We start from the raw sequence: 22,082 nt of genomic DNA on the forward strand, positions 1-22,082 counted from the left end.
GGGGCGGCCCCGGTGCCGCCCCGCCGTCTCTCCCCCCTACGGCATCCGTCAGGAAATCCCAACTGCCATGTTCCGCTTCCTCGTCCGCCGGATCCTCGGCGCCGCGGTGATTCTGCTGATCATCAGCGCCCTGGTGTTCGTCCTGTTCTACGCCGCTCCGCGCGACCCCGCCCGCATCGCCTGCGGCAAGGTCTGCACCCCGGAGACCCTGGAGTTGGTGAAGAAGAACCTGGGGATCTCCGATCCGCTCCCCATGCAGTACTGGGAATGGCTCAAGGGCCTGTTCGTGGGGCGGGACTACACCTCGTACGGGCACTGCGACGCGCCCTGCCTGGGCTACTCGTTCCAGAGCCGTGAGCCGGTGCTGGACACCATCCTGGACCGCTTCCCCACCACCATCTCCCTGTCCCTCGGCGCCGCCGTGGTCTTCCTGATCTTCGGTGTCGGCACCGGCATGCTGGCCGCCGTCAAGCAGGGCAAGCCGCTGGACAAGATCGCCAGCTCGGCCTCGCTGATCGCGTCCTCGATGCAGATCTACGTGGTCGGCGTGTTCGCCACCTACCTCCTGGTCGACCAGCTGCACCTGCTCGACCGGGCCAGCTACACGCCGTTCACCGACAACCCCGGCAAGTGGTTCTCCGGTCTGCTGGTGCCGTGGCTGGTGCTGTCGCTGATCTTCACCGCGAACTACACCCGTATGACGCGTTCGCAGATGGTCGAGTCGCTCACCCAGGACTACGTGCGCACCGCCCGCGCCAAGGGCCTGTCCCGCCGCACGGTGTTCTTCCGGTTCGCCTGGCGCGGTGCCATGGGCCCGATCATCACCATCTTCGGCCTCGACCTCGGTGTGCTGCTCGGCGGCGCCATCATCACCGAGTCGACCTTCAGCCTCCAGGGCCTCGGCATGCTCTCGGTGAAGGCGGTCGGCACCAACGACCTGCCGATCCTGCTGGGCGTCATCATGGTCGCCGCTGCCGCGATCATCGTCTTCAACATCATTGTGGACGCCGTGTACGCCCTGATCGACCCGCGCGTGCGCCTCGCCTAAGGAGAGACCCATGAGCACCCCCTTCCTCTCCGTCCGCGACCTCAAGGTGCACTTCTCCACCGAGGACGGCATCGTCAAAGCCGTCGACGGGCTCTCCTTCGACCTGGAGAAGGGCAAGACCCTCGGCATCGTCGGCGAGTCCGGCTCCGGCAAGTCCGTCACCAACATGGCGATCCTGGGCCTGCACGACCCGCGCAACACCGCCCTCGACGGCGAGGTCCTGCTCGACGGCAAGGAGCTGGTCACCGCCACCGAGAAGGAGCTGGAGCAGCTCCGCGGCAACAAGATGTCGATGATCTTCCAGGACGCGCTGGCCTCGCTGTCGCCGTACCACACCATCGGCGCCCAGATCGGCGAGACGTACCGCAAGCACACCGGCTGCTCCAAGAAGGAGGCCCGGGAGCGCTCGGTCGAGATGCTCCGCCGGGTCGGCATCCCGCAGCCCGACGTCCGGGTGGACGACTACCCGCACCAGTTCTCCGGCGGTATGCGCCAGCGCGCGATGATCGCCATGGCGCTGGTGTGCGACCCCGAGCTGCTGATCGCCGACGAGCCGACCACGGCCCTCGACGTGACGGTCCAGGCGCAGATCATGGACCTGCTGAAGGACCTCCAGCAGGAGTTCGGCACCGCGATCATCTTCATCACGCACGACCTGGGCGTCATCGCGGACATCGCGGACGACGTGCTGGTGATGTACGGCGGCCGGTGCGTGGAGCGCGGCACCAAGAAGGAAGTGCTCCAGACCCCGCAGCACCCGTACACGCTGGGGCTGCTCGGTTCCATGCCGAGCCTGGACGGTCCGGTCGACGTACCGCTGTCGCCGATCCCCGGCTCGCCGCCCTCCCTGCTCAACCCGCCGTCCGGCTGCCGTTTCCACCCCCGGTGCGCGTTCGCCGGCCAGGTGGCCGGCGGGCGGTGCTCCAGTGAGCGGCCCGCGCTGGAGTTCGTGGACGGGCGGGCCGCCGCCTGCCATCTGACGCCGGAGCAGAAGCGCGAGTTGTTCTCCGACTACGCCGCGGCCCGCACCCACTGACGGTCTTCAGACGGGACTTCACCACCATGAGCAGCACCACCCCCCTCCTGGACGTCTCCGGGCTCACCAAGCACTTCCCGATCAAGGGCGGCTTCCCCATCAAGCGGACCGTCGGCGCCGTCCAGGCCGTGGACGGGCTGGACTTCCAGGTCGCCGAGGGCGAGAGCCTGGGCCTGGTCGGCGAGTCCGGCTGCGGCAAGTCGACCACCGGCCGGCTGATCACCCGCCTGCTGGAGCCCACCGGCGGCAAGATCACCTACCGGGGCCAGGACATCACGCACGCCGGCCGCAGGGACCTGGCGCCGATCCGCTCCGAGATCCAGATGATCTTCCAGGACCCCTACGCCTCGCTGAACCCGCGGCAGACGGTCGGCAAGATCATCTCCGGGCCGATGGAGATCAACGACATCGATCCGGAGGGCGGCCGGGAGAAGCGGGTCCGCGAACTGCTGGAGATCGTGGGCCTGAACCCGGAGCACTACAACCGGTTCCCGCACGAGTTCTCCGGCGGCCAGCGCCAGCGCATCGGTGTGGCCCGCGCCCTCGCCCTGGAACCGAAGCTGATCGTCGCCGACGAGCCGGTCTCCGCCCTGGACGTCTCCATCCAGGCCCAGGTCGTCAACCTGCTCCAGAAGGTGCAGCGGGAACTGGGCATCGCGTTCGTGTTCATCGCCCACGACCTCGCGATCGTCCGGCACTTCTCCCAGCGCGTCGCTGTCATGTACCTCGGCAAGATCGTGGAGATCGCCGACCGCGAGGACCTGTACGGCAACCCGCGCCACCCCTACACGCGGGCCCTGCTGTCCGCCGTGCCCGAGGCGACGGTGGAGGAGGAGCCGCGCGAGCGCATCCGGCTGACCGGTGACGTGCCGTCGCCGATCAACCCGCCCTCCGGCTGCCGCTTCCGCACCCGCTGCTGGAAGGCGACCGAGAAGTGCGCGTCCGAGGCGCCGCCGCTGGTGCAGGTGGAGGGCAACAAGCCGGGCCACCTGACGGCCTGCCACTACCCGGAGACGGCCGGCACCGTGCCCGCCCCGCGCCTTTCCAAGGACCCCGAGGCGGCGGCCTGACACACCCCTTTCCGTCAGCCGCCCCCTCGCGGAACGGACTTTCACCGGCCCATTGACCCGAGCCCATGAACGTCCGGTCCAGGGGACGAGGGCCCGTGCCTGCCCAGGCGCGGGCCCTCCTTCGTGTGCCGGCGGTTCGGGTCACCGAACATCAACTTCCCTGCTTATTAAGGGATTTGAACAAGTACGCCGTTCCCGGCCCGTCGTCCGGTGCGGTGTGTCACACTGCCGCGGTGGTGGACCAAGCCTTTGTCGATCCCTCGCTCGCCGCGCTGTACGACAGCCTCAACCCCTGGGGCCCGGATGACGACTTCTACCTCGGGCTGCTGCGCGAGGCCGGCTCCGTGCTGGACATCGGGTGCGGCACCGGGCGGTTGCTGCGCCGGGCGCGGGCCGAGGGCCATCCCGGGCGGCTGGTGGGGCTCGATCCGGCCCCCGCGATGCTCGTCCAGGCACGCCGGGCGCGCCCCGACGTCGAGTGGGTCCTCGGCGACGTCCGGGTACGGCACTGGCAGCAGGAGTTCGACCTGGTCGTCATGACCGGCCACGCCTTCCAGGAGCTGCTGACGGACGACGACATCCGGACCTGCCTGCACGCCGCCCACGCCGCCCTCCGCAGCGGCGGCCGTCTCGTCTTCGAGACCCGCAACCCCGCCGCCCGGCCCTGGGAGCGCTGGACCCCGGACCGGGTGCGCGAGATCACCGCTCCCGACGGCACCCCGGTGCGGGTCTGGCACGAGACGCTCGGCACCGGCCCGGAGCGGGGCCGGGTGCGCTTCACCGAGACCTACGCCGGCCCGCGCTGGCCGGCCCCGCGCTCCGTGCCCGGCGTCCTGCGCTTCCTGGACGCCACGGCGCTGGAGGGCTTCCTCACCGAGGCCGGCCTGACGGTGGCCGCGCGGTACGGCGACTGGGACCGGTCCCCGCTCACCCCCACGGCCCCGGAGATCATCACGGTGGCCCGCCGGACCTGAGGGTGCCGTGCCCCAGGGCCCCATGGGCGACGTACGGCCCCCTCGTCAGCGCTGCGAGCCCTCGGCCAGCGCGGACACGTCGGCCCAGTCCTCCCACGTCTTGAGCCGTTCGGCGTAGATCTGGGCGATGGACTGGAGGGAGGAGGCGCCGAAGAAGACACGCTGCGGCGGGTTCTCGGCGTCGACGATCTTCAGCAGCGCCCGGCCGGCCGCGGCGGGGTCGCCGGCCGGGGCGCCGCTGAAAGCGGCGGCCACCGCGGCGCGCACGCCGTCGTAGGCGGGCAGGGGCCGGGCGTGGACGCCGGAGGAGCCCGCCGCGTCGGTGGCGAAGTTGTTGGGCTCGACGAGGGTGACCTTGACGCCGAACCCGGCGACTTCCCGGGCCAGGGTGTCGGTCAGCCCTTCCAGGGCCCACTTCGAGGCGTGGTAGCCGCCCATGTTGGGCCAGGTCGTGACGCCGCCGAAGGAGGAGATCTGGACGATGTGGCCGCCGCCCTGGGCGCGCAGGAAGGGCAGGGCGGCCTGTGTCACCCACAGGGCGCCGAAGAAGTTGGTCTCGAACTGGTCCCGGATCTGCTCCTCGCCCAGTTCCTCGACCGCGCCGAACAGGGCGTACCCGGCGTTGTTGACGACGACGTCGAGGCGGCCGAAGTGCGTGTGGGCGTGCTCGACGGCGGCGAAGACGGCACCCCTGTCCGTCACGTCCAGGGCTATCGGCAGTACGGCGTCTCCGTAGGCGGTGACGAGGTCCGCGAGCGCGGCGGAGTCACGGGCGGTGGCCGCGACCCTGTCGCCCCGGGAGAGAGCCGCTTCCACGAACCGGCGGCCGAAACCGCGGGACGAGCCGGTGATGAACCAGGTCTTGGCCATGGGGATCCTCACAGAAGTGAAACGAAGTTTTCCAATACGACTCTAGCTCGGCTTGAGACTGAGTCTCAAAGTGGGTCTTCCTCTAGGATGGTCGTCATGGCCACTTCCTTGAGGACCCCCGGTGACGCAGGCCCCCGTCCGCCCGCACTGCGGGACCGCATGCGGCAGGTGATGCGCGCCGAGGTCGCCGAGGTGGCGATCCGGCTCTTCGCCGAGCAGGGGTTCGACGGGACGACCGTGGACCAGATCGCCGCCGAGGCGGGGCTGTCGCGGGCCAGCCTCTTCCGCCACTTCGGCACGAAAGAGGACATCGTCCTCGGCCATCTGGAGGGGTACGGCCACGCGCTCGCGGAAGCGCTCGCCGCCCGGCCGGAGGGCGAGCCGCCGTGGGAGGCACTGCGCCGCGCCTTCGACGTGATCATCCGGGACGAGGAGGAGTCGCCGGAGCGGACCCTGAAGCTGCTCCGCATGCTGTGCGAGACCCCGTCCCTGAGGGCCCGGCACTGGGAGAAGCAGCTGCACTGGCAGACCTTGCTGGTGCCCGAGGTCTCCCGGCGGCTGGGCGTGGACCCGGCCGACGCACAGGACCCCCGGGCCCACGCGCTCGTCGGTGCCGCGCTCGCATGCCTGGACGCGGCCGGTGCCGCGTGGCTGGCCTGCGACGGGGCCACCCCCGTCTCCGTACTCCTGGACCGGGCGATGGAGACCCTGGCCGCATGAGGCCCGGGCGGGAGGGCCGCCCGATGCCGATGCCCCTGCCCGGCGGCGGGGCCGGGCGGTGACCGCTCGGCCCGGCCGGCGTGGATGGCGACGGCCACCTGACCGGGCCGGTTCCCCTGGTGCCGTCCGCAGGTCCCGGTGAGGCGCCGGCGCACCGCTCCCCGGACTGTCTAGTCGGTCCGCTCCCCCTCCAGCGCCGTCAGGGCCGGGTCCAGCACGATGTCCTCGGCCCGGGCCCCGGTGCTCGGCTCCTCCGGGAAGTGGCAGGCCGTCAGGTGGCCGTCCCGGTTGCCGGAGAGCCGGACCAGCGGGGGCTCCTCGGTCGCGCACCGGTCCTGGGCCTTCCAGCAGCGGGTGCGGAAGCGGCAGCCGGAGGGCGGGGAGATGGGCGACGGCACGTCCCCGGCCAGCCGGATGCGCTCCCGCCGGGGCGCCTCGTCCGGCGCCAGGGTCACCTCGGGGACGGCGGACAGCAGGGCGTGGGTGTAGGGGTGGCGCGGCCGGGCGTAGATGGAGTCGCGGTCCCCCACCTCGATGATCTTGCCGAGGTACATGACGGCGACGCGCTGGGAGAAGTGCCGGACGATGGCGAGGTCGTGGGCGATGAACACGAACGCGATGCCGAGTTCCCGCTGCACCTTCTGGAGCAGGTTGACGACCTGGGCCTGGATGGAGACGTCCAGCGCGGAGACCGGTTCGTCGGCGACGATCAGCTTCGGCTCCAGGGCGAGGGCGCGGGCCACGCCGATGCGCTGGCGCTGGCCGCCGGAGAACTCGTGCGGGAACCGGTTGTAGTGCTCCGGGTTCAGGCCCACGATCTCCAGCAGTTCCCGGACCCGCTTCTCCCGGCCGCCCTCCGGATCGATGTCGTTGATCTCCATCGGCCCGGAGATGATCTTGCCGACCGTCTGCCGCGGGTTCAGCGACGAGTACGGGTCCTGGAAGATCATCTGGATCTCGGAGCGGATGGGGGCGAGCTGTCTGCGCGTGGCGTGGCTGATGTCCCGGCCGCGGTAGGTGATCGTGCCGCCGGTCGGCTCCAGCAGGCGGGTGATCAGCCGGCCGGTGGTCGACTTGCCGCAGCCGGACTCGCCGACCAGGCCGAAGCTCTCCCCCGCGTGCACGGTCAGGTCCAGCCCGTCCACGGCCTGGACGGCGCCGACGGTCCGCTTGACGGGGAAGCCGCCCTTCACCGGGAAGTGCTTGACCAGCCCCGAGACCTCCAGCAAAGGTTCCGGCGGCGCGTCGGCGGCGGCCCCGCGGGCGGCGGGGAGGACCAGGTCCTCTTTCATGGCGGTTGCCCTCCTAGCCCAGTCGGGGCCTGATCTCGTCGGCGAAGATGGTGCGTTGCTGTGCGGCGCCGAGGTGGCACGCCGAGAAGCGGTGGCCCGGTGCCGGCGCGGGGCTCTCGGTGACGCAGCGGCCGCCGCCGACCCGGTCCCGGAAGGCGCACCGGGGGTGGAAGCGGCAGCCGGACGGCGGGGTGAGCAGGCTCGGTGGCGTCCCGGGAATGGGCGACAGCGGGGTGGCGAGGTCGGAGTCCAGCCGGGGCATGGAGTTCAGCAGTCCCCAGGTGTACGGGTGCCGCGGCGCGCGGAGCACCTCGTCGACCGTGCCGCGCTCCACCGCGCGCCCGGCGTACATGACCATGATGTCGTCGGCCATGTCGGCGATGACCCCGAGATCGTGGGTGATGAAGACGATCGCGGTGCCGAACTCCCGCTGGAGGTCCTTGAGCAGGTCCAGGATCTGGGCCTGCACGGTCACGTCCAGCGCGGTGGTCGGCTCGTCGGCGATCAGCAGGTCCGGGTCGCACACCAGCGCCATGGCGATCATCGCGCGCTGGCGCATGCCGCCGGAGAACTGGTGCGGATAGTCCCGGGCGCGCTCCGCGGGGTGCGGGATGCCGACCTTGCCGAGCATCTCCACGGCACGCTCCCAGGCGGCCTTCTTCGAGGCGCCGGTGTGCTTCATGTACGGCTCGGCGATCTGCCGGCCGATGGTGTAGAAGGGCGACAGCGCGGTGAGCGGGTCCTGGAAGATCATCGCCACCCGGTTGCCGCGGAGCTTCTCCAGCTCCTTCTCGGTGGCGGTGATCAGCTCCTTGCCGTCCAGGACGATCTCCCCGTCGACCGTGGTGAACAGCGGGTCGTGCAGCCCGAGGACGGTCAGGTTGGTGACCGACTTGCCCGAGCCCGACTCGCCCACGATGCCGAGGGTCCGGCCGCGGTCGACGTCGAAGGACAGCCCGTCGACGGCCCTGACCGGGCCGTCCTCGGTGGAGAACGTCACCTGGAGATCGCGCACCGAGAGGAATCCGCCCGGCCCGGTCGGGGCCGGCGCGCCCTCGGCCTTGGTCACTGTGGTCACGATGGCTGGTCTTCCTAGGAGAGCCGGATGCGCGGGTCGATCCACGCGTAGGTGATGTCGGTGAGGATGTTGATGAGCAGGATGAAGAAGGCGCCGAACAGCATCACTCCCATCGTCAGCGGCAGGTCCTTGTTGACCGCGCCGTCCACGGCGAGCCGGCCGATGCCCTGGAGGGAGAAGGTCAGTTCGGTGACGACGGCACCGCCCAGCATGGAGCTGACGTCGATGCCGAGGATGGTGACGATGGGGATGAGCGAGCCGCGCCAGGCGTAGCGCAGGAAGACGTATCTGCGGGACATGCCCTTGGCGCGGGCGGTGCGCACATGGTCCTCGGCGAGCTGCTCGATCATCGACGAGCGCGCCATACGGGTGTACTGGGCGGTGAAGATCGTGGCCAGCACGCAGACCGGGATCGACATCCCGATGAACCAGCCGACCGGGTCCCGGGTGAGGGGCACGTACTTCGGGTCCTCCATCCAGCCGGTGCTGTAGACGAGGATCGTCAGCACGACCGGGCCGAGGAAGTAGATCTGGAAGGAGCTGAGCACCATGGAGGCGCCGGTGGCGACCTTGTCCACCAGGGTGCCGCGCCGGTAGGCGGCGATCATGCCCGCGCCGATGCCGACGAGGAGGAAGACGACGGCGCCCCCGGCGGTCAGGGTGAGGGTCAGCGGGAACCGGTCCATGATGGTGCTCCAGACCATGTCCCCGGAGTAGAACGACACGCCCAGGCAGGGCGCCGAGCAGTGACCGGTCGGAAAGTCCCGGCCCGTGACGATGCCGGACATGAAGTCCCAGAACTGCCGGGCCAGGGGCAGGTCGAGCCCCAGCGCCTCCCTGATGTCCGCCAGCCGCTGGGGCGAGCAGTCCTTGCCGCAGGCCAGGGAGGCGTAGTCGGAGGGTGCGGCCACGAAGAGGAAGAACGTCGCCGCCCCGATGAGGAACAGCGTGACGAAGGCGCCGACCGTGCGCCGGATGATGAACTGGACCATGGCGGGCTGGCTGCTCTCTGCGGAGTCGGTGGGGACGGTGGGCGGGCCGGGCGGCCGGGGAGGCGGGGTGCGCCCCGCCTCCCCGGCCGGGCGTCACGACTTCAGGTACAGCCGGTTGATGTCGATGAGGCTGGACACCGAGCTGTAGCGTCCGCCGCCCACGTGGGAGCCGGAGAGCTGGAACTTCTTCGCGTACCACAGCGGGGCCGCCGGGATGACGTTCTCCAGCAGGTAGTGGTGGGCTTCCTTCCAGGTCTTGGCGGCCTCGGCCGGCTGCTGGGTCAGCGCCTTCTTGATCAGGGCGTCGACCTTCGGGTCCTTGACGTGCGAGTAGTTGGAGGACCCGTCGAACACCTGGGAGCCGTCGTAGATCGGGGTGACGACCGTGCCGGGGGACGGCCAGTCCTGGCCCCAGCCGGAGATGTAGATGTCGTAGGGGTTGTCGAGCTTGCCGATCTGCTCGTAGTAGCTCGCCGCGTCGACCTCCTTGGCGACGATGTCGAAGCCGGCCTTGCTCAGCGCGTCCTCGACGGCGACCTTGCGGCGCTGGCCGATCTCGCTGTTGGCGTAGGCGAAGACGAGCTTCTTCCCGGCGGCCGGGACGTCCTTGAGGATCTCCTTGGCCTTGGCGAGGTTGCCCTGCGGTGACTTCAGCCGGCCGTAGGGATCGTAGGTGGGCTCGTAGCCGGGCAGCGTCGGCGCGAAGAGGTTCGGCGCGACGTCACCGCCGTAGGCGCCGCCCTCGCCGGCGATGAGGGACTTGGAGTTGACCGCGTAGGTGACGGCCTCGCGGACCTTCTTGTCCTTGACCCGGTCGAGGTTGAAGGTCAGCGACATGACGTAGGGCTGGTAGCCGCGGACGGTGCGCTTGTTGGCCGCCGGGTTCTTGATGACGTCCTGGATCTGGGTGGCGTCGACACCGCGGGTGAGCTGGATGGCGTTCTTGTTGTCGCCCTCGTCGGCGATCAGCCGCTTGGTCTGGGTGGACTCGGTGACGCCGAACTGGATGTCGAAGCCGTCGACGTACTGGTGGCGCACGGCGTCGGTCTTGGGGTCCCAGTTGGTGTTGCGCACCAGCTTCAGGCTCTTGCCGGCCTTGTTCTCGGCGATCTTGTACGGTCCGGTGGCGACCGGCTTCTTCTCGTACCGCTCCTTGGTGTCGCCCTTGGCGGGGACGACGGCGTAGCCGGCCATGGCGAGCGTCTGCGGCAGGTCCGGGCGCGGCTGGTCGAAGTGGAAGACCACCGTCTTGTCGTCGGGGGTGTCCAGCACCGAGGCCGGCAGGTGCTTGCCGTCGAAGCCGCCGCCGGGCAGGGCCTTGCGGTAGTCGGCGCCGCTCAGCCAGGTCTGCAGATAGGTGGGGCCGTCGAAGATGAACTTCGCGTACTGGCGCTCGACGGTGTGCCGGATGTCGGCCGAGGTGAGGGCGTTGCCGTTCTCGTCCTTGACGCCGTCCTTCAGCGTGAACGTCCAGGTCCTGCCGCCTTCGGAGGACTTGCCGGAGTCGGTGGCGAGGTCGCCGACGACCGTGACGTTGCCCTTGTCGTCCTCCTGGAACTGGGTCAGCCGGCGGAAGAGCAGATTGGCGACCTGGCCGGAGTCGGCGACGTAGATCTGGCCGGGGTCCAGATGGGACAGGCCCGCTTCCTGGTAGACGATGATCGTGCCGCCGGACCGGGCGCCGGGCACGTCCTTGGCGGGGCCGGTCGAGCCGGCGGCGTCGGCGTAGGCGACCGGTTTGGACTGGACCGCGGCCTCCTTCTGGTCCTTCTCGGTGTCCTTGCCGGCCTTGCCGCCCTCGTTCTTCGAGCAGGCCGTGAGGGCGAGGGAGCCGGCCGCGAGGGCGATCACGACGGCACGCGCTGCGCGGGCACGCTGAGACATCATGTGGGCTGTCCACCTACCTGTCGGGTTCGTTATCCGTGAGATCTGCCGGGCGCCGGCCGGGCGGGCCGGCGGGGGCGGCAGCCACCCCCCACCCAACGGACGTCCTAACGCCCGGACTTGGGGTCGAACGCGTCCCGTACGGAGTCCCCGAGGAGGTTGAAGCACAGGACGAAGATCACCAGCGCCACCCCGGGGAAGAACATGAACGCCGGGTCCTGTTCGGCGTAGCGGGCACCGGCGGCGAAGAGGCGTCCCCAGTCGGGCGTCGGCTCGACGAAGCCGACCCCGGCGAAGGACAGGAAGGCGATGCTGAGGATGGTGCTGGGCAGCTGGTACGTGAACTGCACCAGGATCGGGGTGACGACGTTGGGCAGGATCTCCTTGCGGACGATCCGCCACGGCGAGGCGCCCGAGACCCGGGCCGCCTCCACGAACTCCCGCTCGCGCAGGGAGAGTACGGTGGAGCGCACCAGCCGGGCCATGCCCATCCAGCCCAGCAGCCACAGCACGATCAGCATCGCCACGGCGCGGAAGTAGGTCGGCGTCTCCTCGCGCGGGTCCACGAAGAACGACGTCACGACGGGCATGAACGCGATGAAGAACAGCTGCTGCGGAAAGGAGAGGAAGAAGTCGGTGCCGCGGCCGATCCAGTAGTCCGTGCGGCCGCCGAAGTACCCGCCGACCAGGCCGATCACAACTCCGGTGAGCATGATGAGGAGGGTGATGCCGAGCGCCATGTACAGGGAGGTGCGCATGCCGTACAGCAGCATGGCGAAGAGATCACGGCCGTACTGCGGCTCGACGCCGAACCAGTGCGCGCCCGAGACGCCCCCCAAGTAGCCGAGCGGAAGCCCGAATTCGTCGAGCACGGGATGGTCGGCGTAGGTGGGGTCCTGGCCGTAGAGGGTGTACGGATCGGTGCCGGGCAGCTTCACCAGCAGCGGCGCGAGCAGCGCGACGGCGAAGTAGCCGATCACCACCACGGCGCAGACCACGCCCGTGCGGTCGCGTCTGAAGCGCAGCCACATCAGCCGGCCGGGCGACCGGCCCGCGAGTTCGACGGCCTGGGCCCCCGGCTCCGGCGATAACGCGCCGGAGCCGACGACCGACGCCCCGCCGCCCTCTGTATCGATAGGACTTGTCACGGTTTGTCCGTTTCACAGGTATAAGTGCGAGAGACACCCGGGTACTCCGAGGACGCGCGTGACCGCGGTCGGACGCGCGTGATGGCTGGGGTTCCCTCCTCATGACTTCACGTGTTCACCAACGGGAGGGGGTTTCCGTCTTCCCTCCGACACCCCTGACGGAGGGTCAGACACCCCCTGGTGCTCGTGAGTCGGGCACTGTCCCCACAGTGCGAGACCCATTGACCCGAGCGCTACGCCGCTAACTATCTGCCATCGGTCGACTACCGACCACTGCCCGTAGATCTCAATTCAGTCACAGCTCGCCCGTAGACCTTCCAAAATCTGGACAAACTGTTCGCCGGAAGAAGGCGCGAAACGGACGTGTTACATGGCTATCGGTCACAGGTCACCGCATGCCGGACATCGGGTCCCCGAAAACGGGTTGCAAAAAGCCCGGGCGCCCCCCTTGCGGGGGCACCCGGGCTCAACTGCCGGGAGATCAGCCGTGCTTGGCGCGGCTCGCGGCGCGGGCGCGGTCACGCTGGTCGAGCACGACCTTGCGGATGCGAACGGCCTCCGGGGTCACCTCGACGCACTCGTCGTCGCGGCAGAACTCCAGCGACTGCTCCAGCGACAGCTTGCGCGGCGGCACGATCGACTCGGTCACATCGGCCGTGGAGGACCGCATGTTGGTGAGCTTCTTCTCCTTGGTGATGTTGACGTCCATGTCGTCGGAGCGGGAGTTCTCACCGACGATCATGCCCTCGTACACCTCGGTGCCCGGCTCCACGAAGAGCACGCCGCGCTCCTGGAGGTTCGTCATCGCGAACGCGGTGACGGCACCGGAGCGGTCGGCGACCAGCGAGCCGTTGTTGCGGGTCTGCAGGGTGCCGAACCAGGGCTCGTGGCCCTCGTGGATGGAGTGGGCGATGCCGGTGCCGCGGGTCTGGGTCAGGAACTCGGTACGGAAGCCGATCAGACCGCGGGACGGCACGACGAACTCCATGCGGACCCAGCCGGAGCCGTGGTTGGACATGTTGTCCATGCGGCCCTTGCGGACGCCCATGAGCTGCGTGACGGCGCCCATGTGCTCCTCGGGCACGTCGATCGTCATGCGCTCGACCGGCTCGTAGACCTTGCCGTCGACCTCCTTGGTGACGACCTGCGGCTTGCCGACCGTCAGCTCGTAACCCTCCCGGCGCATGGTCTCGACCAGGATGGCGAGCGCCAGCTCACCACGGCCCTGGACCTCCCAGGCGTCCGGGCGCTCGGTGTCGAGCACCCGGAGGCTGACGTTACCGATCAGCTCGCGGTCCAGGCGGTCCTTGACCTGGCGGGCGGTGACCTTGCGGTCCTTGACGGCCGCCTTGTTGTCGGCGCCCTTGCCGGTGGCGCCGCGGCCGACCAGCGGGGAGGTGTTGGTGCCGATCACCATGGAGATGGCCGGCTCGTCCACCGTGATCAGCGGCAGCGCGACCGGGTTCTCCGGGTCGGCCAGGGTCTCGCCGATCATGATGTCGGGGATGCCCGCGACCGCGCAGATGTCACCCGGGCCGGCCTTCTCGGCGGGCTTGCGGGTGAGCGCCTCGGTCATCATCAGCTCGGAGATCCGCACGTTCTGCACGGAACCGTCGCGCTTGATCCAGGCCACGGTCTGGCCCTTGCGCAGCTCGCCCTGCTCGACCCGCAGCAGCGCGATACGGCCGAGGAAGTTGTCGGCGTCCAGGTTGGTGACGTGGGCCTGGAGCGGGGCGGCCTCGTCGTAGGTGGGGGCCGGGATGTGCTCCAGGATCGTGGAGAAGAACGGCTCCAGGCTGGTGGAGTCGGCCGGGACCGTGCCGTTGTCCGGCTTGGTCAGCGAGGCGATGCCGTCGCGGCCGCAGGCGTAGACGATCGGGAACTCGATCTGCTCCTCGTCCGCGTCCAGATCGAGGAAGAGGTCGTAGGTCTCGTTGACGACCTCGTCGATCCGGGCGTCCGGGCGGTCCGTCTTGTTGATGCACAGGATGACGGGCAGCCGGGCCTGGAGCGCCTTGCGCAGCACGAAGCGGGTCTGCGGCAGCGGGCCCTCGGAGGCGTCGACGAGCAGGACGACACCGTCGACCATCGACAGACCGCGCTCGACCTCGCCGCCGAAGTCGGCGTGGCCGGGGGTGTCGATGATGTTGATGGTGATCGGGTCCCCGCCGTCCTTCGGGTGGTACTTCACCGCCGTGTTCTTGGCGAGGATCGTGATGCCCTTCTCACGCTCCAGGTCGTTCGAGTCCATCACCCGGTCGTCGACCTGGTCGAGCTGGTGGGCGGCGAAGGCACCGGCCTGCTTCAGCATGCCGTCGACGATGGTGGTCTTGCCGTGGTCGACGTGGGCGACGATGGCGACGTTGCGGATGTCGTGGCGCGTGGCCATATTGTGGCGTACTCCCGGAGTGTGCGGTCTGCCCTGCGCGTACGTCCGTGTCGCGCGGGTCCTGCCGGGCTGGACACGCCACGGCCTCACCCCATGGTACGTGGCCCCGGCCGAAGAGGCTCGCCCGGGCCGTCCTACCCCTTGTCCTTGCCCGGGGCCGGCGAGACCTTCGCCCCCTTCTTCAGGAAGCCCATGTCCTCGTAGACCGGGGTCCGGAACCCGAAGGCCCCCGCGTTGACGACGTTCTTGCGCACCCCCACCAGCTGCGGGCGCTGGTAGAGCGGGATGGAACCCGCCGCCGCCCAGATCCGGGAGTCGGCCTTCTTGATCAGGTCCCGTGCCTCGTCCTCGTCCAGGGTGGTCGCGGCCTGGTCGAAGAGCTGGTCCACCTGGTCGGTGCCGACCCGGGTGTAGTTCTGCTCGACGTTCACCGAGCCGTCCGCCGCCGGCAGCGGCTTGGCGTAGACCGGCCGGGCGTCGGTCGCGGGGAAGGCGGTGGCGGGCCAGGAGTACAGGGCGAGGTCGTAGTCGCCGGCGGCGATGTGGTCCCTGAAGTAGCTCTCGTCCGAGACCTTGGTGATCGTGGCGCGGATGCCGACCTGCTCCAGCATCACGGAGATCCGCTCGGCGACCGCGTTCAGGGTGTCCGAGCCGGGCCCGGAGGGCAGTACGAAGCGCAGGGCGAGGGGCTTGCCGTCCTTGGCGAGCGGCCCGGCCGGCGCGGCGGCCGGGGCGGCCGTGCCCTTGGGCGCGTAGGCGCCGGGGGCGCCGCCGGGCCGGCCCTCCCGGGCGAGGTGCGGATCGGTGTGCTCGCGCTGGTCGCCCGTGGTCCCGTGCTGCTTGCCCTTGTCGTCCTCGCCGACGATGTACGTGCCGTCCTCGCCGCCCTCCGAGACGTCCTCGCCGTGGTGCTCGGAGCCCGCCGCCTTCCCGGTCTTGTGCTGCTCCTTCAGCGGGCCGCCGCGCACCCAGCCGGCGTCGGCGAGCAGCGCCTGGGCCTCCTTGGCGTCCTGGGCGCCGAGCGCGCCGCTGTTGTCGGCGTAGGCGGCCTGCCCGGACAGGGCCAGGTGGCTGCCGACGGGCACGGCGGGCAGCCCCAGCGGGGTGAGCACCAGCCGGGCCAGTTCCACGCGGTCCAGGGCGCGGGCGACGGCCCGGCGCACCCGTTCGTCGGCCAGGGGGCCGCCCGCGCCGTTGAGGGCGAGCTGGGTGTAAGCGGGCTCCAGCGACTTGCGTACCTCCACGTCCCGCAGGGCCTGCTGCTGCTCCAGGTAGCGGCCGACGGCCCGGCCGAGCTGCTCCCGGCCGGCGTCCTTCCCGGCCTCCAGGCCGTGGGCGAGCGCCCAGTCGCGCAGCTTCTTCACGGAGGTGCGGCCGCCGCCCTGGAGCGGGGTGCCGGTGCCGCCCGCCCGGTGCGCGAGCCCGATCCGCTGGGCGTCGGCGGCGTCCACCTCGGCCAGGTCCACGCTGCCGTCGGCGAGCGCGGCGGCCCGCTTGTCGCGGGGTACGGCGTGCAGCACGATCCGCTCCAGCTTGGCGGGCCTGCCCCACCAGCGCGGGTTGCGGGTGAGCACGACGTCCTTGTTCGCGGTGTCGACCTTCTCCACCCGGAACGGTCCGGCGGTGACCTTCAGCTTGCGGCGGGCGCCGTCGTTGAAGGCGTCCGGGGTGCCCATGACGTCCTTCGGGTACAGCGGGGAGAACAGCGACTTCCAGTCGGCGTAGGGGCGGGAGAAGGTGACCCGGACCTGGAGGTCGCTGTCGCCGCGCTCGATCTTGGCGATGCGTTCGTAGCCGGCGTTGCGGGCGGTCCAGTAGGCGCTGTTGCGGCCGGACAGGGCGCGCCACTGGGCGACGAAGTCGGCGGCGCCGATCTCCCGGCCGTCGCTCCACACCGCCTGCTGGTTCAGCTTGTACAGCACCACCTGGCGCGGCTCGGTCTCGATGACCTCGGCCGATTCCAGGTAGGCGGGATTGGCCACCGGGCGGCCGTTCGCGTCGAGCCGGAACATCGAGGGCAGCACGGCCTGGGCGACCCGGCCGGTGCCGGCGTCGGCGTCGGCCTGGAAGGTGTTCAGGGTCTCCGGCAGGGCGTCCACGGCCCACTTCAGGGTGGAGCCGTCGGCGACCAGGCTCCGGGCGACGGGGGCGATGTCCTGCCCGGCGAGGGGGGCGGGGGGCTTCTCGTCCTCACCGCAGCCGGCGAGCAGCGGCACGGCGAGGGCGCCGGCGGTGAGGAAGGCGGCCGAGCGCAGGGCCCTGCGCCGGAGGGTCGCGGTGCGGTGCGGCCGCGGGCGGGTCGTGGCCGGACGCGCGCCGGTGGGGCGCTGCCCCGCCGCGAGCGCGTGAGGGGCGTCGCCGTCGTAGGACATCTCTGCTACCTCCGGGGAGCCACGGGCCTTATGCTCGCATTTGGCGGTATATGGAGCTGATCAGATCTATGCCGCCACTGAAGAGGAAAGGATCCGGCAACGGCGGGCGACACGGCGGCGACAGCCGGTAAGCCCACCCATGCGGCGCACACCGCCCGGACGATGCACCCGTACGCCCCGGCCAATCGCCGCACATCCCTTCACACAGGCAGGCCGAGGCGCAACACTCCAGAGCGCATGAACGTTGCCGCCCATGGCCCGCAGGTCCCGTGGAAGCGAGGGCAAGTCATGTCCGTGCACGACGACATCACCGCCGTCCAGCGCTGTCTGGACGATCTCACCCGGTCGCTGAGCCGCCTGGAGCACCAGCTGGGCCGCGGCGGTCTGGAGATACGACGGGTCCGGCTGGACGCCGAGCACCTGCGCGAGAGCGTGGCCCTGCTGCGGGAGACCGCCACCGCCCCGGCCGCGCCCCACCGGCCCGACCTCGTCACCATCTCCGACACGCCCTACGACATCAGCCTGTGGACGGACTCGGACGACGAGGGCCTGGGCGCCCGCGACCGCCGCGCCCCCTGACACCCGCTACCGACCGGAGTCCCGACTTGGCCACTGGTACGGAATCCCCCCAGCAGCGCGGCGGCGTACGCACCGGTACGCGCGCCGCGATCACCGCCCCGCACCTGCGGACCGACCGCTGGTGGCTGGCGCCCGCCTGCACCGCGGCCGGTCTGCTCGCCTTCGTCGTCTACTCGACCTGGCGGGCCTTCGCCGACGCCCACTACTACGCGGCGCCGTACGTCTCGCCGTTCTACTCGCCGTGCCTGGCGGAGAACTGCCGGGCCATGCGCGCCGGGCCCAACGCCGACCTGTTCGGCGGCTGGTGGGGCATCTCGCCCGCGATCATCATCCTGATCTTCCCGCTCGGCTTCCGGCTGACCTGCTACTACTACCGCAAGGCGTACTACCGCGCCTTCTGGGCGTCCCCGCCCGCCTGCGCGGTGGCCGAGCCGCACCGGTCGTACACCGGCGAGAGCCGCTTCCCGCTGATCCTGCAGAACGTCCACCGGTACTTCTTCTACGCCGCCCTGCTGGTGGCCGGGGTGCTCACCTACGACACCGTGCTGGCCTTCCGGGACGAGCACTACCGGTGGGGGCACATGGGCCTGGGCACCCTGGTGTTCCTGGCCAACATCGTGCTGATCTGGGCGTACACCCTCTCCTGCCACTCCTGCCGGCACATCGTCGGCGGCAAGCTCAAGCACTTCTCCAAGCACCCGGCGCGCTACCGGGCCTGGCAGTTCGTCGGGCGGCTCAACGCCCGCCACATGCAGCTGGCCTGGGCCTCGCTGCTCAGCGTGGCGCTCGCCGACTTCTACGTGTACCTGGTCGCGTCCGGTGTCTTCGACGATCCGAGGTTCTTCTGATGGCAGCGGTGGAACGGCAGCAGTGGGACGTCGTGGTCGTCGGTGCCGGCGGCGCCGGGCTGCGGGCCGCGATCGAGGCCCGCGAGCGGGGTGCCCGTACGGCCGTGATCTGCAAGTCGCTGTTCGGCAAGGCGCACACGGTGATGGCCGAGGGCGGCATCGCGGCGGCGATGGCCAACGCCAACGAGAACGACAGCTGGCAGGTCCACTTCCGCGACACCCTGCGCGGCGGCAAGTTCCTGAACCAGTGGCGGATGGCCGAGCTGCACGCCCGGGAGGCCCCGGACCGGGTGTGGGAGCTGGAGACCTGGGGGGCGCTGTTCGACCGGACGAAGGACGGCCGGATCTCCCAGCGCAACTTCGGCGGCCACGAGTACCCGCGGCTCGCGCACGTCGGCGACCGCACCGGGCTGGAGCTGATTCGCACCCTCCAGCAGAAGGTCGTCGCGCTCCAGCAGGAGGACCACCGGGCGACCGGTGACTACGAGTCCGGGCTGAAGGTCTTCCAGGAGTGCACGGTCACCCGCGTGCTCAAGGACGGCGAGCGCGTCTCGGGAGTCTTCGGCTACGAGCGCGAGACCGGCCGCTTCCTGGTGCTGGAGGCGCCGGCCGTGGTCCTCGCGACCGGCGGCATCGGCAAGTCCTTCAAGGTCACCTCCAACTCCTGGGAGTACACCGGGGACGGCCACGCGCTGGCGCTGCTGGCGGGCGCTCCCCTGGTGAACATGGAGTTCGTGCAGTTCCACCCGACCGGCATGGTCTGGCCGCCGTCGGTGAAGGGCATCCTGGTCACCGAGTCGGTGCGCGGGGACGGCGGGGTGCTCAGGAACTCCGAGGGCAAGCGGTTCATGTTCGACTACGTCCCGGACGTCTTCAAGGACAAGTACGCCGAGTCGGAGGACGAGGCCGACCGGTGGTACGAGGACCCGGACCGCAATCGCCGCCCGCCGGAACTGCTCCCCCGCGACGAGGTGGCCCGCGCGATCAACGCCGAGGTGAAGGCGGGCCGGGGCTCCCCGCACGGCGGGGTCTTCCTCGACGTCTCCACCCGGATGCCCGCCGAGGTGATCCGGCGCCGGCTGCCGTCGATGTACCACCAGTTCAAGGAGCTGGCGGACGTCGACATCACGGCGGAGCCGATGGAGGTCGGGCCGACCTGCCACTACGTGATGGGCGGGGTCGCGGTCGACTCGGACACGGCGGCGGCGCGCGGGGTGCCGGGGCTGTACGCGGCCGGCGAGGTGGCGGGCGGCATGCACGGCTCCAACCGGCTGGGCGGCAACTCGCTGTCCGACCTGCTGGTGTTCGGCCGCCGGGCCGGATGGCACGCGGCCGAGTACGCGCACGGGCTCGCGGACCGGCGCCCGCCGGTGGACGAGGCCCAGGTGGACACGGCGGCGGCGGAGGCACTGCGCCCGTTCTCCGCGGAGGGCGCCGGTGCGTCCGCGGCCGGAGCTGGCGCGTCCACGGCCGGGACCGGGGCTTCCGCGGCCGGGGCCGGGGGCGAGGCGGGGCCGCCGGAGAACCCGTACACCCTGCACCAGGAACTCCAGCAGACCATGAACGACCTGGTCGGCATCATCCGCCGGGAGGGCGAGATGGAGCAGGCCCTGCGCCGGCTGGCCGAGCTGCGGGTACGGGCCCGGCGGGCCGGGGTGGAGGGGCACCGCCAGTTCAACCCCGGCTGGCACCTCGCCCTGGACCTCAGGAACATGCTGCTGGTCAGCGAGTGCGTGGCCCGGGCCGCGCTGGAACGCACCGAGTCGCGCGGCGGGCACACCCGCGAGGACCACCCGGCGATGGACCGCGCCTGGCGCAACGTGAACCTGCTGTGCGCGCTCGCCGACCCGGCCGGCGGCCTCGCGGCGGCCGACCCCACGCGGGCGCAGATCCGGCTCACCCGGGAGAGAACCGAACCCATCCGCCCGGACCTGCTCGCCCTCTTCGAGAAGGAGGAGCTGGTCAAGTACCTCGCCGAAGAGGAGCTGTACGAGTGAGCAGCTACGAGGCCCGCTTCAAGGTGTGGCGGGGCGACGCCCGGGGCGGCGGTCTGGAGGACTTCACCGTCGAGGTCAACGACGGCGAGGTGGTGCTGGACATCGTCCACCGCCTCCAGGCCACCCAGGCCCCCGATCTGGCCGTGCGCTGGAACTGCAAGGCGGGCAAGTGCGGTTCCTGCTCGGCGGAGATCAACGGCCGCCCGCGGCTGTTGTGCATGACCCGGATGTCGGTCTTCGACCGCGCCGAGACGATCACGATCACCCCGCTGCGCGCCTTCCCGGTGATCCGCGATCTGGTGACGGACGTCGGCTTCAACTACGAGAAGGCCCGGGAGATCCCGGCCTTCGTGCCGCCCGCCGGTGCCGGCCCCGGCGAGTACCGCATGTTCCAGCAGGATGTGGACCGCTCGCAGGAGTTCCGCAAGTGCATCGAGTGCTTCCTGTGCCAGGACACCTGCCATGTGGTGCGCGACCACGAGGAGAACAAGCGGGCGTTCGCCGGCCCGCGCTTCCTGATGCGCGTCGCCGAGCTCGACATGCACCCGCTGGACGCGGCGGCCGGGGCCGGCCTGGACCGCTCGCGCGCCGCGCAGGACGAGCACGGCCTCGGCTACTGCAACATCACCAAGTGCTGCACGGAGGTGTGCCCCGAGGGCATCAGGATCACCGACAACGCCCTGATCCCGCTGAAGGAACGGGCCGTGGACCGCAAGTACGACCCGCTGGTGTGGCTGGGCTCGAAGATCAGGAGGCGGCCGGGGGCGTAGCCGCCCAGCCCTCCCGGTACGCCCGCCAGTCCGCCTCGGTGGCCGCGAAGTCGACGTAGAGGGCGACACCGAAGCGGGCGCGGCCGGCGTCGGTGCGGCTCAGGCCCAGCCGGACCCCGCGCACGGCGGCCGGGACGGTCTCGGCGTGCGCCCAGTGGCCGAACCGGTTCTCGTGGTAGAAGGGCAGGCCCATCAGCAGGTCGGTGCCCTTGGGGGTGACCTCCAGGGCGAGGCTCGTCTGCTGGGCCACATAGCCGCCGTACAGGCTCTGCGACGGCTGCATGGTGTCGTACGACATGACGGCGATCTGGTCCACCCGGCGGGCCACCTGCCCGAAGAACGCCTGCGACCACCACTTGGGGTGGCCGGTGGTCGTGCCCCAGAAGGAGTGGAAGGCGGGCAGCGGGTCGATCTGGTGGGCGGCGACGGACAGCACCGCGCCCCGGGCGTGGGTGAGGTCGCGCAGGTCGTCGAGGAGGGCGAGGTAGTTCCGGTCGCCGGAGTGCAGGGGTTCCAGGTCGAAGTGCGCGCCCTGGAATCCGGCGTCGAGGACGGCGCGGGTGGAGGCGAGGATCGCGGTCCGGGTGGCCGCGCGTTCCAGGCGCAGTCCGTCGGGGGTCTCGGTGGCCAGCACGTCGCCGAGCCAGGCCTGCACCCGGACGCCGGGGAGTTCGCGGTGCACGGCCGCGGTGAACCAGCGGGCCTTCTTGTACGCCGACGGGGGCAGGGTGCCGTCGTGTTCCAGGGGGCCGGAGTGGACGTAGAGGTCCCGGATGCCGGTCTCCCGCAGCCGACGGGCGAGGGCCCGCACGTCCCCGTCGGTCTTCCGCCCGTCCACCCAGGCGTGCCCCAGCCAGAGGGCGTCCCGGTGCCGGGTGCGGGTGCCGGGGGCCGGGTCGCCGGTGTAGTTGATCCGCAGTGCGGTCTCGGCGGTGAGCAACGGGAGCAGGAGGAGGGCGAGGAGAGCGGCGAGAAGACGGAGGATCCGGCGCTTCCGGGGGCGGGAGGGGGAGGC

18 protein-coding genes are annotated in these 22,082 nt (G+C 70.7%); 9 read left to right on the forward strand and 9 right to left on the reverse strand.

Annotated elements, in window-relative coordinates; all coding sequences use genetic code 11:
* Window positions 1–67: 67 nt before the first annotated feature.
* The 4 genes from IH25_RS0125190 to IH25_RS0125205 all read left to right on the forward strand — a co-directional run bounded on the left by IH25_RS0125190 (window position 68) and on the right by IH25_RS0125205 (window position 4,128).
* The gene (locus IH25_RS0125190) at window positions 68–1,048 is read left to right on the forward strand and encodes an ABC transporter permease (RefSeq protein WP_030614888.1); all 981 of its coding nucleotides are present in this window, start codon (window positions 68–70) and stop codon (window positions 1,046–1,048) included.
* A 10-nt stretch (window positions 1,049–1,058) separates the two neighbouring features.
* Entirely contained in the window at window positions 1,059–2,084 is a 1,026-nt protein-coding gene (locus tag IH25_RS0125195) for an ABC transporter ATP-binding protein (RefSeq protein WP_030614891.1), read from the forward strand.
* A 26-nt stretch (window positions 2,085–2,110) separates the two neighbouring features.
* Window positions 2,111–3,154: an ABC transporter ATP-binding protein gene (locus tag IH25_RS0125200; protein WP_030614894.1), complete on the forward strand. Its 1,044-nt coding sequence runs from the start codon at window positions 2,111–2,113 to the stop codon at window positions 3,152–3,154.
* A 233-nt stretch (window positions 3,155–3,387) separates the two neighbouring features.
* Window positions 3,388–4,128: a class I SAM-dependent methyltransferase gene (locus tag IH25_RS0125205; RefSeq protein WP_030614897.1), complete on the forward strand. Its 741-nt coding sequence runs from the start codon at window positions 3,388–3,390 to the stop codon at window positions 4,126–4,128.
* 45 nt (window positions 4,129–4,173) lie between these two features.
* Here the strand turns inward: IH25_RS0125205 and IH25_RS0125210 are convergent, their stop codons facing one another.
* Window positions 4,174–4,998, reverse strand: coding sequence for an SDR family NAD(P)-dependent oxidoreductase (locus IH25_RS0125210; protein WP_030614899.1), 825 nt, complete (start codon window positions 4,996–4,998; stop codon window positions 4,174–4,176).
* A gap of 96 nt (window positions 4,999–5,094) precedes the next feature.
* Here IH25_RS0125210 and IH25_RS0125215 point away from each other — a divergent pair, with 96 nt between their 5' ends.
* The gene (locus tag IH25_RS0125215; protein WP_245172875.1) at window positions 5,095–5,718 is read left to right on the forward strand and encodes a TetR/AcrR family transcriptional regulator; all 624 of its coding nucleotides are present in this window, start codon (window positions 5,095–5,097) and stop codon (window positions 5,716–5,718) included.
* A gap of 170 nt (window positions 5,719–5,888) precedes the next feature.
* On the opposite strand, the gene IH25_RS0125220 is transcribed toward IH25_RS0125215, so the two are convergent.
* The 7 genes from IH25_RS0125220 to IH25_RS0125250 form a co-directional block, all read right to left on the reverse strand.
* Window positions 5,889–7,010: an ABC transporter ATP-binding protein gene (locus tag IH25_RS0125220; protein ID WP_030614905.1), complete on the reverse strand. Its 1,122-nt coding sequence runs from the start codon at window positions 7,008–7,010 to the stop codon at window positions 5,889–5,891.
* Between the two features lie 13 nt (window positions 7,011–7,023).
* Window positions 7,024–8,088 (reverse strand): ABC transporter ATP-binding protein, encoded by a 1,065-nt coding sequence (locus IH25_RS0125225; RefSeq protein WP_030614908.1) that lies wholly within the window; start codon window positions 8,086–8,088, stop codon window positions 7,024–7,026.
* Between the two features lie 14 nt (window positions 8,089–8,102).
* The gene (locus IH25_RS0125230; RefSeq protein WP_030614911.1) at window positions 8,103–9,080 is read right to left on the reverse strand and encodes an ABC transporter permease; all 978 of its coding nucleotides are present in this window, start codon (window positions 9,078–9,080) and stop codon (window positions 8,103–8,105) included.
* 93 nt (window positions 9,081–9,173) lie between these two features.
* On the reverse strand, window positions 9,174–10,967 hold the full coding sequence (locus IH25_RS0125235) for an ABC transporter substrate-binding protein (protein ID WP_030614914.1): 1,794 nt from the start codon (window positions 10,965–10,967) through the stop codon (window positions 9,174–9,176).
* 104 nt (window positions 10,968–11,071) lie between these two features.
* Window positions 11,072–12,112: an ABC transporter permease gene (locus IH25_RS0125240; protein ID WP_030614917.1), complete on the reverse strand. Its 1,041-nt coding sequence runs from the start codon at window positions 12,110–12,112 to the stop codon at window positions 11,072–11,074.
* Between the two features lie 481 nt (window positions 12,113–12,593).
* The gene (gene typA / locus IH25_RS0125245; RefSeq protein ID WP_030614920.1) at window positions 12,594–14,501 is read right to left on the reverse strand and encodes a translational GTPase TypA; all 1,908 of its coding nucleotides are present in this window, start codon (window positions 14,499–14,501) and stop codon (window positions 12,594–12,596) included.
* 134 nt (window positions 14,502–14,635) lie between these two features.
* On the reverse strand, window positions 14,636–16,873 hold the full coding sequence (locus tag IH25_RS0125250) for an ABC transporter family substrate-binding protein (protein WP_051754102.1): 2,238 nt from the start codon (window positions 16,871–16,873) through the stop codon (window positions 14,636–14,638).
* A 288-nt stretch (window positions 16,874–17,161) separates the two neighbouring features.
* Here IH25_RS0125250 and IH25_RS0125255 point away from each other — a divergent pair, with 288 nt between their 5' ends.
* The 4 genes from IH25_RS0125255 to IH25_RS0125270 are packed head-to-tail and all read left to right on the forward strand — an operon-like array spanning window position 17,162 to window position 21,067.
* The gene (locus tag IH25_RS0125255) at window positions 17,162–17,452 is read left to right on the forward strand and encodes a hypothetical protein (protein WP_030614926.1); all 291 of its coding nucleotides are present in this window, start codon (window positions 17,162–17,164) and stop codon (window positions 17,450–17,452) included.
* Between the two features lie 26 nt (window positions 17,453–17,478).
* Window positions 17,479–18,300, forward strand: a complete 822-nt coding sequence (locus tag IH25_RS0125260) for a hypothetical protein (RefSeq protein WP_030614928.1) — start codon at window positions 17,479–17,481, stop codon at window positions 18,298–18,300.
* Window positions 18,300–20,297: a fumarate reductase/succinate dehydrogenase flavoprotein subunit gene (locus IH25_RS0125265; protein ID WP_030614931.1), complete on the forward strand. Its 1,998-nt coding sequence runs from the start codon at window positions 18,300–18,302 to the stop codon at window positions 20,295–20,297. The genes IH25_RS0125260 and IH25_RS0125265 overlap by 1 nt, the downstream gene beginning before the upstream one ends.
* Window positions 20,294–21,067: a succinate dehydrogenase/fumarate reductase iron-sulfur subunit gene (locus IH25_RS0125270; RefSeq protein WP_030614934.1), complete on the forward strand. Its 774-nt coding sequence runs from the start codon at window positions 20,294–20,296 to the stop codon at window positions 21,065–21,067. The genes IH25_RS0125265 and IH25_RS0125270 overlap by 4 nt, the downstream gene beginning before the upstream one ends.
* Here IH25_RS0125270 and IH25_RS0125275 read toward each other — a convergent pair.
* The coding region (locus IH25_RS0125275; protein ID WP_030614936.1) for a glycoside hydrolase family 18 protein at window positions 21,045–22,082 on the reverse strand (1,038 nt) is incomplete at its 5' end. The two genes, IH25_RS0125270 and IH25_RS0125275, sit on opposite strands and share 23 nt — an antisense overlap.

This window comes from Streptomyces achromogenes subsp. achromogenes (genome assembly GCF_000720835.1).
GTDB lineage: Bacteria > Actinomycetota > Actinomycetes > Streptomycetales > Streptomycetaceae > Streptomyces > Streptomyces achromogenes.

Excerpts from the sequence above, each read along its gene's own strand:
- IH25_RS0125200 (WP_030614894.1), top strand. The coding sequence starts at position 2,111 with ATGAGCAGCACCACCCCCCTCCTGGACGTCTCCGGGCTCACCAAGCAC.
- IH25_RS0125220 (WP_030614905.1), bottom strand. The coding sequence starts at position 7,010 with ATGAAAGAGGACCTGGTCCTCCCCGCCGCCCGCGGGGCCGCCGCCGAC.
- IH25_RS0125215 (WP_245172875.1), top strand. The coding sequence starts at position 5,095 with ATGGCCACTTCCTTGAGGACCCCCGGTGACGCAGGCCCCCGTCCGCCC.
- IH25_RS0125190 (WP_030614888.1), top strand. The coding sequence starts at position 68 with ATGTTCCGCTTCCTCGTCCGCCGGATCCTCGGCGCCGCGGTGATTCTG.
- IH25_RS0125250 (WP_051754102.1), bottom strand. The coding sequence starts at position 16,873 with ATGTCCTACGACGGCGACGCCCCTCACGCGCTCGCGGCGGGGCAGCGC.
- IH25_RS0125265 (WP_030614931.1), top strand. The coding sequence starts at position 18,300 with ATGGCAGCGGTGGAACGGCAGCAGTGGGACGTCGTGGTCGTCGGTGCC.
- IH25_RS0125255 (WP_030614926.1), top strand. The coding sequence starts at position 17,162 with ATGTCCGTGCACGACGACATCACCGCCGTCCAGCGCTGTCTGGACGAT.
- IH25_RS0125235 (WP_030614914.1), bottom strand. The coding sequence starts at position 10,967 with ATGATGTCTCAGCGTGCCCGCGCAGCGCGTGCCGTCGTGATCGCCCTC.
- typA (WP_030614920.1), bottom strand. The coding sequence starts at position 14,501 with ATGGCCACGCGCCACGACATCCGCAACGTCGCCATCGTCGCCCACGTC.
- IH25_RS0125230 (WP_030614911.1), bottom strand. The coding sequence starts at position 9,080 with ATGGTCCAGTTCATCATCCGGCGCACGGTCGGCGCCTTCGTCACGCTG.
- IH25_RS0125195 (WP_030614891.1), top strand. The coding sequence starts at position 1,059 with ATGAGCACCCCCTTCCTCTCCGTCCGCGACCTCAAGGTGCACTTCTCC.
- IH25_RS0125210 (WP_030614899.1), bottom strand. The coding sequence starts at position 4,998 with ATGGCCAAGACCTGGTTCATCACCGGCTCGTCCCGCGGTTTCGGCCGC.